Consider the following 12,486-nt stretch of genomic DNA (forward strand, 5'->3'; position numbering starts at 1 on the left):
CGTGGGCGCATACCAAGGTGTGCTTAAGGGTGGATTAGGCGCCGTGCATCGGCTGAGGCGACATCGGCTGAGGCGATTGGAAGCGAGAAATATGACGAGGGGTTCTGTGTATCAGCCCGAAACCCAGTTCGAGAGGGCAAGCACTAACGGTTCTCGGCTATCGGATGGTGTGCGGGTCGCCGACCTGATCGACCTCGACGAACGCACCGTCTGCGCCAGGCTTCACTCGGACGAGGAAATATACCGTCTTGAGATGGAGCGGATCTTTGGCCGGTGCTGGATCGCTGTGGCTCATGAAAGTGAGATTCCCAACCCGGGCGATTACGTCACCAGAGCCATCGGCGAAGACCCGGTCATAGTCTCGCGCGATCGCTCCGGGGACATCAATATCCTGTTGAATTCGTGCTCGCACCGCGGCATGAATGTGTGCCGAGCCGAAATGGGCAACACCAAGTTTTTCCGCTGCCCCTATCATGCCTGGAGCTACGACGCGACCGGACGTTTGGTTAGCGTTAGCGCCGAACAGGAAATGTATGACGGCAAGCTGGAGAAGGAAAAATACGGACTGCGGCGCGCGCGCGTGGCAACCTACGCCGGCATGATATTTGGGACTTGGTCCGATGAAACCCCTCCGCTGGAGGAGGAGCTAGGCGGCATCGCCTTCTACCTGGACATAGCGTTCAACCGGTCACGAAGCGGTCTTGAGGTGATCGGGCCGCCGCAACGATGGACTTTCGACGCCAACTGGAAACTCGCCGCGGAGCAGTTTTCCGGCGACGCCTATCACACCGTGATGTTGCACAATTCGCTCATCGAGCTGGGCGTGGCCCCCAAGGATCCGGCCGCGTTTTTGCTGGGCGTTAACGTCGGCACTGAGCGCGCGCACACGTTGAGGTGCCTAGACATGGAAGCGGTGATGGCGGGATTGGGCGCCGCGGCGAACGAAGGCATGCTAGAGCAGGCGCCGCCACCGGGAATGGATGCCGAGCTGGTCGCCCAAGCAAAGGAGTTGCTAAGCCCAGAGCAGATGGCCGTACTGGTCAAGACGCCACCTATTGTGGGGCAGGTCTTCCCAACGCTTGCCTGGATCAACATCATGCTGCCCAGCGCGGCAGTGGAAACGAAGGGTGGAGTCATAACCTTCCGCACCTGGGTACCGCGCGGTCTTGACCACATGGAAATCATGTCGTGGACCCTTGTGGAGAAAGACGCTCCCGAAGAGATCCGTCGAGCCACGGCACGCTCAACGATCCAGACCTTCAGCGACAGTGGCATCTATGAGCAAGACGATGCCGAATCCTGGGCCGGCGTGTACCGAGCGATCCGCGGGCCACAGGGCAAGAAACGGAACCTTCTGTACTTCTCCACCTGTGGTGAGCCCACTAAGGAGAACGGCTGTCTTAGCTGGCATGGAATGGGCCGCGACGATATTCAATGGCTGTTTTGGAAGCGCTACCGCCAACTGATGGACGGCTGACGTTCCCCCGTTGCCTGGGCGGACTTTCGGAAATTTCAATTGAAGGTATTTGAAGCGGCTTCGCCATCGTCCGCGAGGCGGCGGCTAGGAGAGGGATACTCGTATGCAAAGCACGGCAACCGGGCGCCCCCCCGTCGAACCGATGGCGGGAACCACTCAACGCCCACGACCCGAACCCGACTCGCTTCCGGCAGTTCCGTATTCGGATCCGAGGTTCACTGCGGCTCAGCAGTTTTTGATCCGAGAAGCGTTCCTCCTCGATCATGGCCGCTTCCACGAGTGGCTGGAAATGTTGGACGAAGACCTTGAGTATCGCATGCCGGTGCGGGTAACAGCTTGGCGCGCCGACGGTGAAGGATTCACCGGTGCAATGCATTTCGATGACACGTACGCATCGATGCAGGGCCGGGTGGCACGCCTTGACACAGACTACGCCTGGAGCGAAGACCCGCCCTCCAGAACCCGTCGATTCGTCAGCAATATCACCGTCACGGCACCAGCTGAGGGCAATGGGGAACTGCACGTAGTCAGTTACCTGTTCGTGGCGCGGAGTCGATGGGACAATCCCGCCTACCAATTCATTTCTGCCGAACGGCGCGACATCTTGCGTCCCCTGCCCAGCAAGGACGGGGTGTACAAGTTGCTGGACCGAGAGATCCTCGTCGATCAATCCAACCTTGGAACGGTCAACCTGGCCATTTTCCTGTAAGCGCTGCTGAGCCGGGGGCGATAGCTCAGCCACAGTTTTATACAGAGACGGCGGAAAGACTATGGGCGCTTTAGAAGGAAGCGGGGTGCTGCTAAGTGGCGGTGGCTCTGGCTTAGGGCGTGCGCTTGTCCAGCGGTTCCTCGGAGAAGGCTCCAAGGTGGCCTGCCTGGAATACAGCACCGCCAAGGTCGACAGGCTGCGGGCTGAGTTCGGCGATTCTGTACTTGCCATCGAGGGCGATATCCGTGATCCGGCAGCCTCGGAGTCGGCCGTCGCTGAAGTATTGCGGAATTGTGGTCGTCTGGATGCTCTCATCGGTACGGCTGCTATCTTTGACAACGTCCCAGCATTCAAGCTTTACGCCCGAAACCACATTCTGCCCGCTTTCGACGAGATCATGAGAACAAATGTGGCTGGCCACATTTTGATCGCGACCGCGGCTCGAGAAGCACTTGAGGCCACCGGCGGCAGCATCACGTTCACATTGTCGACCTCTGGTATGTACCCGGGCACGGGTCCAATGTATTCAGCGTCGAAAGCCGCGCTTACCATGGTTGTCAAGCAACTCGCGTTCGAGCTTGCCCCGCGGGTTCGCGTGAACGGAGTGGTACCCGGCACGATCCGCGACAGCGGTATAGCCGGCCCAAAAGCATTAGACCAGCAAGACACTACGCCGTCGGCAATTTTCCCGGGATTTTACGACGCCGCTAAATGTATGAGTCCACAGCGCACGTGTCCCAGCGCCACGGAATACACCGGCATTTATGTGCTGCTGGCTTCGAAGACAGATGCGGCTGTGGCGACCGGCGCCATTATCAACTGGGACACAGGTTTAGGAATGATTGGGCACGGCATGGCGCTGGCCCCGACGCTCGTTCAATAAGGAGGGTTTGAAAAATGTCTATTGCCAGTCTTGGCTATCTAGGAGTACAGACACCGGATCCGGGGATCTGGACTACTTTCGGTCCGGAAGTTCTCGGGCTGACCGTGTCCCGGACGGGGGATGACGGTTCGGTCTACCTGCGAGCTGACCTACGCCATCATCGGATTGCGATTCATCCTGGCGCGGAGAGCCAAGTTGCCTACGTGGGCTGGGAAGTCGCCGGCGAGTCCGATCTTGATGCGATGATCGAACGGTTGAACCGGGCCGGTGTGAGCTGGCGACCCGGTTCGGCTACGGAGTGCGCCGAACGCAAGGTCGAACGGTTCATCGGATTCGCCGACCCTGCGGGGCTTCCGCAAGAAATCTTCTACGGGGCGCTGGTGTCCTACGAGCCCTTCGTTCCGGGTCGACCGATACAGGGCTTTGTTACTGGTGATCGGGGGCTAGGGCACGTCGTTTTCATCGTCCCGGACGCCGCGGCGGCGCACGAGTTTTACACAAAAGTGTTGGGTTTCAAGTTGAGCGACATCGTGGACACGGTCTTCAATACCCCCGGCTACTTTTATCATTTGAACCGCCGCCATCACAGTCTCGCGATCCTGGAGGCACCGAATAAAGCGGGCCTGCATCACCTGATGCTCGAACTGCAAGACCTCAACGACGTCGGCACCGGCTACGACATCGTTCGCGATCGCGGATATCAATTGTCGATGGAATTCGGTCGACACTCGACCGATGAAGTGGTGTCGTTTTACTTCATTACCCCAGCTGGTTTCGAGATCGAGTACGGCTGGGGAGGCCGCCAGGTCGACGACGCCACCTGGCACGTGGTGCGAGCTGACCGCGGCGAGCTATGGGGCCACCAAGTAGTGGGACCCGGGCTGCCGCCAACCGTTCGCCCGGTGGATGCCGGGGTAGCAGCGCAGTGATTTTGCCGTCCGTGCAGCTGGCGCCGCGTTTTGATGACGTGCGGGCTCATTACGACCTGTCCGATGATTTCTTCCGGTTGTTCCTGGATCCGACCCAGACATACAGCTGCGCCTATTTTGAGCGTGACGATATGACGTTGGAAGAGGCGCAGATCGCGAAGATCGATCTAGCGCTAGGGAAGTTGGGTCTGCAGCCGGGAATGACGCTGCTGGACATTGGCTGTGGCTGGGGGGCCGCCATGAAGCGCGCCGTCGAAAGATACCAGGTCAATGTTGTGGGCTTGACGTTGTCGGTCAACCAGGCTGCTCACGTGCGGAAGATGTTCGACGAGATGGACACCTCGTGCTCAAGGCGGGTGTTGCTGGCGGGTTGGGAGCAGTTCGATGAGCCCGTCGACCGGATCGTCTCGATTGGTGCATTCGAACATTTCGGCCTCGAACGTTACTCGCGCTTCTTCACGATGGCCTACCAAGCGTTGCCAGCAGATGGTGTGATGTTGTTGCACACCATCGTCCGGCCGACTTTCAAGCAGTTGCGGCGCGCGGGCTTGGCGTTAACGCACGAACTAGTGCATTTCTGTGAGTTCATTTTGGCCGAGATCTTCCCGGGCGGCTGGCTGCCGACAGTCCCGGTGGTTGAGGAGCATGCCACCAAAGCGGGCTTCACCGTGGCACGCATCCAGTCACTGCAGCTTCACTATGCGCGGACGCTGGATATGTGGGCGGCCGCCTTGTGGGACAACCAAAAACGGGCCGTCGCGGTGCAATCTCAGGAGGTCTACGACCGCTACATGAAGTATCTGACTGGCTGCGCACGGCTGTTCCACCAGGGCTACACCGACGTCAACCAATTCACCCTGCAACGAAATTCTGTGAGCTAGAGGGGATTTCGCATGGGTAAGGCAATCCGGGTGGAGGGACTGACTAAGTCCTTCGGTTCCCAGCGAATCTGGGAAGACGTCACAATGGATATCCCGCCGGGCGAGGTCAGCGTGCTGCTGGGCCCGTCGGGTACCGGTAAGTCGGTGTTCTTGAAGTCGCTGATCGGACTGCTGCGCCCGGAGCGCGGCTCGATCATCATCGACGACACCGACATCACCGAGTGCTCGGCCAAGGAGCTCTACGAGATCCGCACGCTGTTCGGGGTGATGTTTCAGGACGGCGCTCTGTTCGGGTCGATGAACATCTTCGACAACACCGCGTTCCCGTTGCGCGAGCACACCAAGAAGAAGGAAAGCGAGATCCGTGACATCGTCATGGAGAAGCTGTCGATCGTGGGTCTGGCCGGGGACGAGAAGAAGTTCCCCGGTGAGATCTCCGGCGGTATGAAAAAGCGTGCCGGCCTGGCGCGCTCGCTGGTGTTGGACCCGCAGATCATCCTTTGTGACGAGCCGGACTCGGGTCTTGACCCGGTGCGTACCGCGTATCTGAGCCAGCTGCTGATCGACATCAACGCGCAGATCGACGCCACGATCCTGATCGTCACGCACAACATCAACATCGCCCGCACGGTGCCGGACAACATGGGCATGCTGTTCCGCCGCAAGCTGGTCATGTTCGGCCCGCGTGAGGTGCTGCTGACTTCCGACGAGCCGGTCGTCAAACAGTTCCTCAACGGCCGGCGGATCGGTCCGATCGGCATGTCGGAGGAAAAGGACGAGGCCACCATGGCCGAGGAGCAGGCCCACCTGGAGGCCGGCCACCACGGCGGCGGTGTCGAGGAGATCGAGGGCGTGCCCCCGCAGATCACCGCCACCCCGGGCATGCCGGAGCGCAAGGCCGTCGCCCGTCGGCAGGCCAGGGTCCGGGAGAACCTGCACCTGCTGCCCAAGAACGCGCAGCAAGCAATCCTCGACTCCTTCGAGGGCAGCGCCCAGGACTACCCGGCACACGAGCGCGACTTCGGCGGCGACGACGACAGCGGCCGCCACCGCGACTACGACGCCCCCACCGAAACCATCCGCACTCAGCCGGAGTCCTGAGCCCAGCACCGGTTGCGGTATCCATGGAAAGGAGATTCGCCACGATGGCGCGTCACCGCTGGGTGGATCCCGCTACCAAACCACCTTTGGTGTGCCGACTGTTTACCGCCTTAGCCGTTCGGCCGCACAACCGTCTCGACCTTGCGTCGTGCCAGCGGGTAATTCGCGCGACGCGGACTCCAGCGTTCGGCATCGCGGTGATCACGCCCCTGATTTTGGCTGGTGCCGTCAGCGCCGCGGCTCCCCGAATCCCCGCGCACATACCGGCTTTGCATGACACCCCCATCTCGCCGGTGGCGGCTGTTACGGCCGCCACGAGTGAACAGTCTGGCCCAGCGCTGGTCGCGGTCGAGCGAATGCCGATCGGCTTGCATATCGCAGCCGCCACTGTCTCGGCACCACCGCCACCAGCCATGGTAGTGAATTCTCCTGGTGCACTAGGGATCCCGGCGATGGCGCTATCGGCGTACCGCAATGCCGCGCAGATGATGGCAGACTCCTCCCCAGGCTGCGGAATCAGCTGGAACCTGTTGGCCGGGATCGGGCGCATCGAATCGGGGCACGCCAACAGCGGCGCCACCGACGCCCGCGGAACAGCGATCCAACCCATCTATGGCCCCGCGCTGGACGGCACGCTGCCCGGAAACGAGGTCATCGTCCAACGCAGCGTCGGCAGCCAGGTCACCTACGCGCGGGCGCTGGGGCCGATGCAATTCCTGCCCGGCACCTGGGCGCACTACGCCTCCGACGGCGACGCCGACGGCGTGACCGACCCGCAAAACCTCTATGACTCCACGCTTGCGGCCGCGCGTTATCTGTGCAGCGGCGGGTTAGATCTTCGAGACCCGTCACAGGTGATGTCCGCCATCCTGCGCTACAACCACTCCCTGCCGTATGCCCACAACGTGCTCGGTTGGGCCGCGGCATACGCCAGTGGTGTCGTGCCGGTCGACCTGCCGCCGCTGACCGGGCCGACACCGCCTCTCGCCGACGCCCGTCTTGAGCATTTGGACGATCCCAGGGGCATCGGACCGGACCTGCCACTCAACATCCATGGCTTGCCTTCCACCGATCTGCTGGCCCAGACGCCGCTAATCGATCTCGGCCAACCCGCTGGAATCACCACCCAAGCCCCCACGGAGCCTTAGCAATTGCGCACCCAGCCAATGCCGAGTCGCAAGGTGACACAAAGCCTGCCACGGTCGGGCCGCTGTCCGGTGTCTTCCCGGGTGCGCCACCTCGCAGGTCAGCCGCATCACCAGCGGTCAGTACGCTTACGTACGAGCGTGCTCGACAACTCGCACGACTTACCGGAGATACCACCATGATCACCACAACCAACCAACAGATCGCACTCGGCGCGCTGCGCTGCTGCCGCAGCAGACTTCTGGAAATCCGCCGAGACGCGCTGACAGCGGCCACGGCGTTGTCTGGTGTCCGCGCCAACCGTGCATATGAACTTGCTGACAAGCTGGCGGACGTGCTGGCCCACTGCGAACGCCTATCCTTCATCGTTGAAGGCGACGTTTACAGTGACGCGCCTGGGCCGCTCAGCCCTCCCGTAAATTCTGTTTGCCGTCCGTCCTGGTAACCCACCACAGACCGATTGACTGCGGCGCCTCCAGTAGCACACATGTCAGGAATCGTCCCGGCGAGCGCGGTTGCGCAACCTCGGGCCTGCATCGGCGTCGGTCAGGCCAGCATCGTTGCCGCCCGAATAGCCAGCGTGGCGACCGATAACGGCTCTTCGCGGTTCAGCGACGGGTAAGCGCGGGGGAGACCGAAATCCAGCCGAGACTTCGGCTATCCGACACAGTCGGCCCACTGACCTGCAGGGTCATTGCGCAATCAACCCAGCTTGACCCAACAAATGCCCCGGTTGTCTCGTTCGCATCGAGTAGGTCGCGACTCAGCGTCGGCTGTCCAAGTCCCGCCCTTCCATGTCGACGTGTTAGCCGCTCAGAACGTTTCCACCTGCTCCGCCGAGGGCACCGATCGCGACCTGTGTGGCGAATGAGCCAAGATAGCTCGCAGCTTGTCTGAACTTGCTTCGCTCCTCGGGCGCGCGAGTGTCATCATCGGCTGCCGTTTCCAGCGCATTGATGAGCCTTTGGAGTAGTTGCTCAGGAGATGGCCATGCACCGGCGACTCGGAGGGCGTCTGCGGTGGGCGGGCCCACCATAATGATCTGTCCTCCTGATGCGCCGACCAACTTCTCGAAGCAGGATGGTTGGGAGTTGAGCCGACGGAGAGCCCGCTGGACCGTGTCATGATCCAGTCCGGTCCGCTGCTCGATAGCCGTGGCGCGGGTGAGGTACGCGCCCGACTCGTCGCAGATGTCGACAACCGCACGCAACACGGGAAGGTCGCGGCTGGTCCATGTGTCTTCGGTCATCCTTGGAGTATCGCCATAGATGCCGACATCCAGGACGATGTGAATGTTGATGTCATCAACACGCCTCGGCATAGCCGCACGTCACACCGCGTCGCCGCACGTCGTTTCACGCTGTGATTCTGGGCGTTTCGCCAGTTCAACACGATTTTGGCGTCTGGTTCGATTCCCGGCAGCTCCATTGGCGCAAACCGTCGTTGAGCGCTGGGTTCCGTCTAGGGCAGTACGTATCAACATGCCATCAACATCGTTGGTGTCGCGACAAGGCCTCGCCGCCGAAGGCCTGGGACCCTCGCGGGCACCGCAGAAGCGGGCGCGGCGGTCGTCGGTGCTGAGCCTCGCAGGCGCCTCCCAAGCCAGACTTGAGCTATGGACAATAACGAAGCCGAGTTCAAGACGTACTCGCTCGCCGAAGTGGCGGAACGAATCCTGCCGGACATGGCGGACGGCGTGCGCTGGCTTTCACGTCGGCTGAACCGCGGTGAGCTGTCTGGATACCGGCTCGGCCGCGCTTGGCGAATGACGCGCGAAGATGTCGCAGGCCTGATCGAGCGCCATCGGAACCGCTCAAAAGTACCGGACGATGTCGAGATGCCACGATCGAAATTTTCGGGCTTGACGCCAACATCGCGCCGGCGGCGGGAGCGCGGGGGGTTGTGATCGATTTATGGAAGCAAGAGTTACCGGTAAAGCTGCATATTCGAACTTGTCGTATTCCCTCCGTCAATGGCCAGACTTGAGGGCGAGGCCTGCTCAAGCAGAGGAAGCTGTAGCTCGTCTGGGCGGGGGATGGCCCGTTGGTCCTCGTCTAGGCCGTTAGGTATTTGCTGTGCCAGCGCCGACGGCGCCGGGCGCGCCGTGAAGCGCCGAGTTTGGCCCGGGACAGCCTCAGTTCCGCAGCGAAGACAGGTTGAACATCACGCCCGTTGGGTCGGCCGCTGCCGCGAGGCGACCGTACGGGGTGTCCTCAGCGGGCCGGAGCACGATCCCGGCGTTGTCGGTGATCACCTGCAGCGTCTTGTCGACGTCCTCGGCGCCGAAAAAGGTGGTCCACTGCGACGGCATACCTTCGGGCAGAATCTTCGCACCGTCCATCACGCCCAGCAGCTGCTGGTCACCGAACCATGCAGTGGTGTAGCGGAATTCGTCGGCTTCGGAGACCTGCTCGGTGCGCCAGCCGAAAACCTCGCAATAAAAGTCGATGGCGGCCCGATAGTCGCGCGTGGTCAACTGATGCCAGACCGGGGCGCCCGCCTCGCCAATCACTTCGAAGCCACGGACATTCAATGGCTGCCACAAGCGAAACGCAGCGCCTGATGGGTCGGTCGCCGCGCCCATCACGCCTTTGGCCGGCAGCTGCATCGGCGGGAGGTGCAGCGAAGCACCGGCCGCAGTCAGGGCCGACACGGTGGCGTCGATATCGGCGGTGTGGAAGTAGGTGGACCACCCATCCGGGAAGGGCCACCGGCGGACGTTGGCCACCATGCCCGCGACCGGGTGCCCGTTCTTGGCGGCGGTGATGTAGCCGCCGACCGCCGGCCCCCCCGAGTCGAACGTCCAGCCGAACACCGTGCCGTAGAAATCTTGGGCCTGGTCGAGGTCGGATGATGTCAGATCGATCCAGGTCGGAGCGCCCAGCGGCGCGCCGTCACAAATGGGCACAGTGGCTTCCTTGGCGTGCGGGATGGAATCCGGCGGAGGCTTCACGATTATCGACTGTCACCAGGTCGGCGTCAAAGGCCAAAAGCTCCCTGACGGTTTGGGTCGTGAGGCAGACTTCTCGCATGACGACAACGGGATCCATCGCGAACGTCTCCGACACGGCCCATTTGATTGCGGCGCACCGAGCGATGGAATCGGCGCGCCCGGATGCACTTTTTCACGATGCTCTCGCCGATCGGCTCGCCGGTGATAAGGGCCAGGCGATAGTCGCGGCGGCTCCGCGAATACTGCGCAACAGCTGGCCGGTTGTGGCGCGCACCAGAATCATTGACGACATTATCGGTCAGGCGATCGGACAGGGCTGTGACCGGGTGCTCAATCTGGCGGCGGGTCTGGATACTCGTCCTTACCGGCTCGACTTGAGTCCTGACTTCACCTGGGTGGAGGCTGATCTGCCGGGGCTGCTCACCGACAAGGAGCGGTTGCTCGCCGACGAGAAGGCGCGCTGCCGGTTGACGCGCCATGCCGTCGACCTTGCTGATCCGCGTGCCCGTGACGCGTTCTTGAATGAGGCGCTCACCGGCGCCACCAAGGCGCTGGTTCTGACCGAGGGCCTGCTGATCTACCTGGACCACCGCGATGTCGACGCCTTATCGGCCGCCTTGAAGCGGCCCGAAGTGGCGTGGTGGATGTTTGATCTCTTCTCTCCAGGTCTTCGCCGCCGAATGATCAAGAAATCCGCCACCATGCTAGACAGCGCGCCGTTCAAATTTGCCCCGGCGGACGGCGTGGCGTACTTCGAAAACCTCGGCTGGACAACCCTCGACGTGGAATCGGTGTTGGCGGGCGCGTATCGATTTCATAGGTTGCCGCCATTGATGCGGCTTGTGGCGCACCTACCGCTACCCAATCCGCGCAAGCCCGGCAACATGCTGTGGAATGCGGTCGTCCGCATGTCACACTGATGTCGCGCCCCTTCCTGCGCCGGGTTGGACGGTTAATTTGGTCGGGAACTCGTTGCGGCGCAATCAACGTGTGATGTACCGCGACCACGGTTGAGCCGCCAGTTGGGCGTGCCGCTGAACGCAGTTGTCGCTGAAGCCTAAAAGCTTGGCCACGATAGGAGGGGGCATCTCAGCGACAAGCGTGCGCAGCGCCGAGTTGCGTGCAGCGAGGACACTGACGCCTGCGTGAGTGAGTTCATGTGCCAAAGTCATTGCGTCCAGGTGCTTTCCGGGCCGATGGGCTGGGAATAGCCACGGGTTGGGGACCGTACCGCCACCCGTTCGGAGGTTGGGTCTGCGGTGTACGAGCTCGACAAGAATGCTTGCGAAGGGTTCCGGCACCGGCACGGGTTCGTTCCCGAGGGATATACGCACTTCGTCGGTAGTCACCGCGACCGCGGTGGCTGGCAGTGCGGCGATTCTGACCAGTGGTTGTGCGTAGAGCAGCAGCAGAAGGCCGGCGACTCGATAGTGGAGGGATCCCGGGTTGCCGGTGAGGAGCGCCTTGATCCAGGTCAACCGTTGCTCCTGGGTGAGCATAGGAACGTGCTTGGGCTGTTGGTTGACGAATCGCACCGTGGTGTTGATCTTGCTTTTGTTGGCCCAGGCGAAGAACGCGCGGGTTTTGTGGCGTGTCGTGGGTCCGCTGGCGAGCCATTCGTCGAGATCCTGCTGACGGCAGTCGGCTGCGGTCCGATGGTGGGTGTCGTGCAGCCAGGTGAGGAGTTTGATCGTCTCGGTCACTTGCTGTTTGGCCGATTGCATCGATCTTTCAGAGGCTTGCCCTGGTGTGGAGTTGCCGCGCAGCCGGCGCAGATGGTGCCAGGTGGCGAACTGTTCAACGGGAGCTCGGACGGCCGGCTCGGTGATGGTATCGAGTTTGGCGGCAAGCCAGACCTCGAAGCGTGCTAGATATTCATCGCGGTCGGGGAGTAGACCATGGTGCTCGAGCAGGCTGCGCAGATGCGAAACGACTCGAGTGCGTTGACTGACGGCGTCGAGGCCGTCGTGGCTGAGGGGAATTTCGCCGCTCGAAAGGCCGGACAGCAGTGCCCGCACTCTGGGGGAGCGTTTCCAGGTGAGGATGCTCTCGGGGCGCTCGACCCCACAGAGGATTTCGACGATCGTGCTCATCGTGGCCGGATCTGCGGCCCCGTCGACGATCAGCGCCGTCAGGTCATCACGCAGGGCGCAGCGTGCACATCGACCGCCACGGTAAATCTGGCCTTCGGTGTCACAGGTTCGGCATCGGTAGTCCTCGGGGATGCCCGCGCATGTCAGACATACCGGCCGCGGATCGATATGGTTGGCGCGTCCAGGTAGCAGGCCATCGTGTCCGCAGAAGGGGCAGACGCCGTGGGTGCGCATCGCCGTGTAAAAGCAGCTGTTGCACAGTTGCTCGCCAGGCCAGGACGGGGTGCGGTTCTGGACCGACATGCGGCCGCAGC

12 protein-coding genes and 1 pseudogene are annotated in these 12,486 nt (G+C 61.9%); 10 read left to right on the forward strand and 3 right to left on the reverse strand.

Annotation, left to right across the window (positions count from 1 at the left end; all coding sequences use genetic code 11):
- Window positions 1-106 precede the first annotated feature (106 nt).
- The 8 genes and pseudogenes from G6N47_RS11270 to G6N47_RS11305 all read left to right on the forward strand — a co-directional run bounded on the left by G6N47_RS11270 (window position 107) and on the right by G6N47_RS11305 (window position 7,571).
- Window positions 107-1,477 carry an aromatic ring-hydroxylating oxygenase subunit alpha gene (locus G6N47_RS11270; protein ID WP_211281517.1) on the forward strand — a complete coding sequence of 457 codons (1,371 nt, stop codon included), beginning with the start codon at window positions 107-109 and terminating at the stop codon, window positions 1,475-1,477.
- A gap of 103 nt (window positions 1,478-1,580) precedes the next feature.
- Entirely contained in the window at window positions 1,581-2,186 is a 606-nt protein-coding gene (locus G6N47_RS11275) for an aromatic-ring-hydroxylating dioxygenase subunit beta (protein WP_232080181.1), read from the forward strand.
- Between the two features lie 61 nt (window positions 2,187-2,247).
- Window positions 2,248-3,069 carry an SDR family NAD(P)-dependent oxidoreductase gene (locus tag G6N47_RS11280; RefSeq protein WP_083134525.1) on the forward strand — a complete coding sequence of 274 codons (822 nt, stop codon included), beginning with the start codon at window positions 2,248-2,250 and terminating at the stop codon, window positions 3,067-3,069.
- Window positions 3,070-3,083: 14 nt separating this feature from the next.
- Window positions 3,084-3,998 carry a VOC family protein gene (locus G6N47_RS11285; protein ID WP_083134524.1) on the forward strand — a complete coding sequence of 305 codons (915 nt, stop codon included), beginning with the start codon at window positions 3,084-3,086 and terminating at the stop codon, window positions 3,996-3,998.
- 2 nt (window positions 3,999-4,000) lie between these two features.
- The gene (locus G6N47_RS11290; protein WP_232080331.1) at window positions 4,001-4,879 is read left to right on the forward strand and encodes a cyclopropane mycolic acid synthase family methyltransferase; all 879 of its coding nucleotides are present in this window, start codon (window positions 4,001-4,003) and stop codon (window positions 4,877-4,879) included.
- A 12-nt stretch (window positions 4,880-4,891) separates the two neighbouring features.
- The gene (locus G6N47_RS11295; RefSeq protein WP_083134522.1) at window positions 4,892-5,980 is read left to right on the forward strand and encodes an ABC transporter ATP-binding protein; all 1,089 of its coding nucleotides are present in this window, start codon (window positions 4,892-4,894) and stop codon (window positions 5,978-5,980) included.
- 44 nt (window positions 5,981-6,024) lie between these two features.
- Window positions 6,025-7,083 (forward strand): annotated as a pseudogene (locus G6N47_RS11300) (lytic transglycosylase domain-containing protein); the annotation flags it as partial.
- Between the two features lie 221 nt (window positions 7,084-7,304).
- Window positions 7,305-7,571 (forward strand): hypothetical protein, encoded by a 267-nt coding sequence (locus G6N47_RS11305; RefSeq protein WP_139799738.1) that lies wholly within the window; start codon window positions 7,305-7,307, stop codon window positions 7,569-7,571.
- Window positions 7,572-7,931: 360 nt separating this feature from the next.
- On the opposite strand, the gene G6N47_RS11310 is transcribed toward G6N47_RS11305, so the two are convergent.
- Window positions 7,932-8,447 (reverse strand): hypothetical protein, encoded by a 516-nt coding sequence (locus G6N47_RS11310; RefSeq protein WP_232080182.1) that lies wholly within the window; start codon window positions 8,445-8,447, stop codon window positions 7,932-7,934.
- Window positions 8,448-8,741: 294 nt separating this feature from the next.
- Here G6N47_RS11310 and G6N47_RS11315 point away from each other — a divergent pair, with 294 nt between their 5' ends.
- On the forward strand, window positions 8,742-9,032 hold the full coding sequence (locus G6N47_RS11315) for a MerR family transcriptional regulator (RefSeq protein WP_083134520.1): 291 nt from the start codon (window positions 8,742-8,744) through the stop codon (window positions 9,030-9,032).
- 228 nt (window positions 9,033-9,260) lie between these two features.
- Here G6N47_RS11315 and G6N47_RS11320 read toward each other — a convergent pair whose 3' ends face one another.
- On the reverse strand, window positions 9,261-10,034 hold the full coding sequence (locus G6N47_RS11320; RefSeq protein ID WP_083134556.1) for a VOC family protein: 774 nt from the start codon (window positions 10,032-10,034) through the stop codon (window positions 9,261-9,263).
- A gap of 122 nt (window positions 10,035-10,156) precedes the next feature.
- On the opposite strand from G6N47_RS11320, the gene G6N47_RS11325 reads away from it, so the two are divergent.
- Complete coding sequence (locus tag G6N47_RS11325) at window positions 10,157-10,999, forward strand: class I SAM-dependent methyltransferase (protein ID WP_083134519.1); 843 nt, start codon at window positions 10,157-10,159, stop codon at window positions 10,997-10,999.
- Window positions 11,000-11,062: 63 nt separating this feature from the next.
- Here G6N47_RS11325 and G6N47_RS11330 read toward each other — a convergent pair whose 3' ends face one another.
- Entirely contained in the window at window positions 11,063-12,475 is a 1,413-nt protein-coding gene (locus tag G6N47_RS11330; protein ID WP_083134518.1) for a gluzincin family metallopeptidase, read from the reverse strand.
- Between the last annotated feature and the right edge of the window lie 11 nt (window positions 12,476-12,486).

It is taken from the genome of Mycobacterium branderi (assembly GCF_010728725.1).
GTDB classification, from domain to species: domain Bacteria; phylum Actinomycetota; class Actinomycetes; order Mycobacteriales; family Mycobacteriaceae; genus Mycobacterium; species Mycobacterium branderi.

Bases quoted from the DNA above. Each gene is read 5' to 3' on its own strand.
- G6N47_RS11275 (WP_232080181.1), top strand. From the start codon at position 1,581: ATGCAAAGCACGGCAACCGGGCGCCCCCCCGTCGAACCGATGGCGGGA.
- G6N47_RS11280 (WP_083134525.1), top strand. From the start codon at position 2,248: ATGGGCGCTTTAGAAGGAAGCGGGGTGCTGCTAAGTGGCGGTGGCTCT.
- G6N47_RS11285 (WP_083134524.1), top strand. From the start codon at position 3,084: ATGTCTATTGCCAGTCTTGGCTATCTAGGAGTACAGACACCGGATCCG.
- G6N47_RS11295 (WP_083134522.1), top strand. From the start codon at position 4,892: ATGGGTAAGGCAATCCGGGTGGAGGGACTGACTAAGTCCTTCGGTTCC.
- G6N47_RS11305 (WP_139799738.1), top strand. From the start codon at position 7,305: ATGATCACCACAACCAACCAACAGATCGCACTCGGCGCGCTGCGCTGC.
- G6N47_RS11310 (WP_232080182.1), bottom strand. From the start codon at position 8,447: ATGCCGAGGCGTGTTGATGACATCAACATTCACATCGTCCTGGATGTC.
- G6N47_RS11315 (WP_083134520.1), top strand. From the start codon at position 8,742: ATGGACAATAACGAAGCCGAGTTCAAGACGTACTCGCTCGCCGAAGTG.
- G6N47_RS11325 (WP_083134519.1), top strand. From the start codon at position 10,157: ATGACGACAACGGGATCCATCGCGAACGTCTCCGACACGGCCCATTTG.
- G6N47_RS11330 (WP_083134518.1), bottom strand. From the start codon at position 12,475: ATGTCGGTCCAGAACCGCACCCCGTCCTGGCCTGGCGAGCAACTGTGC.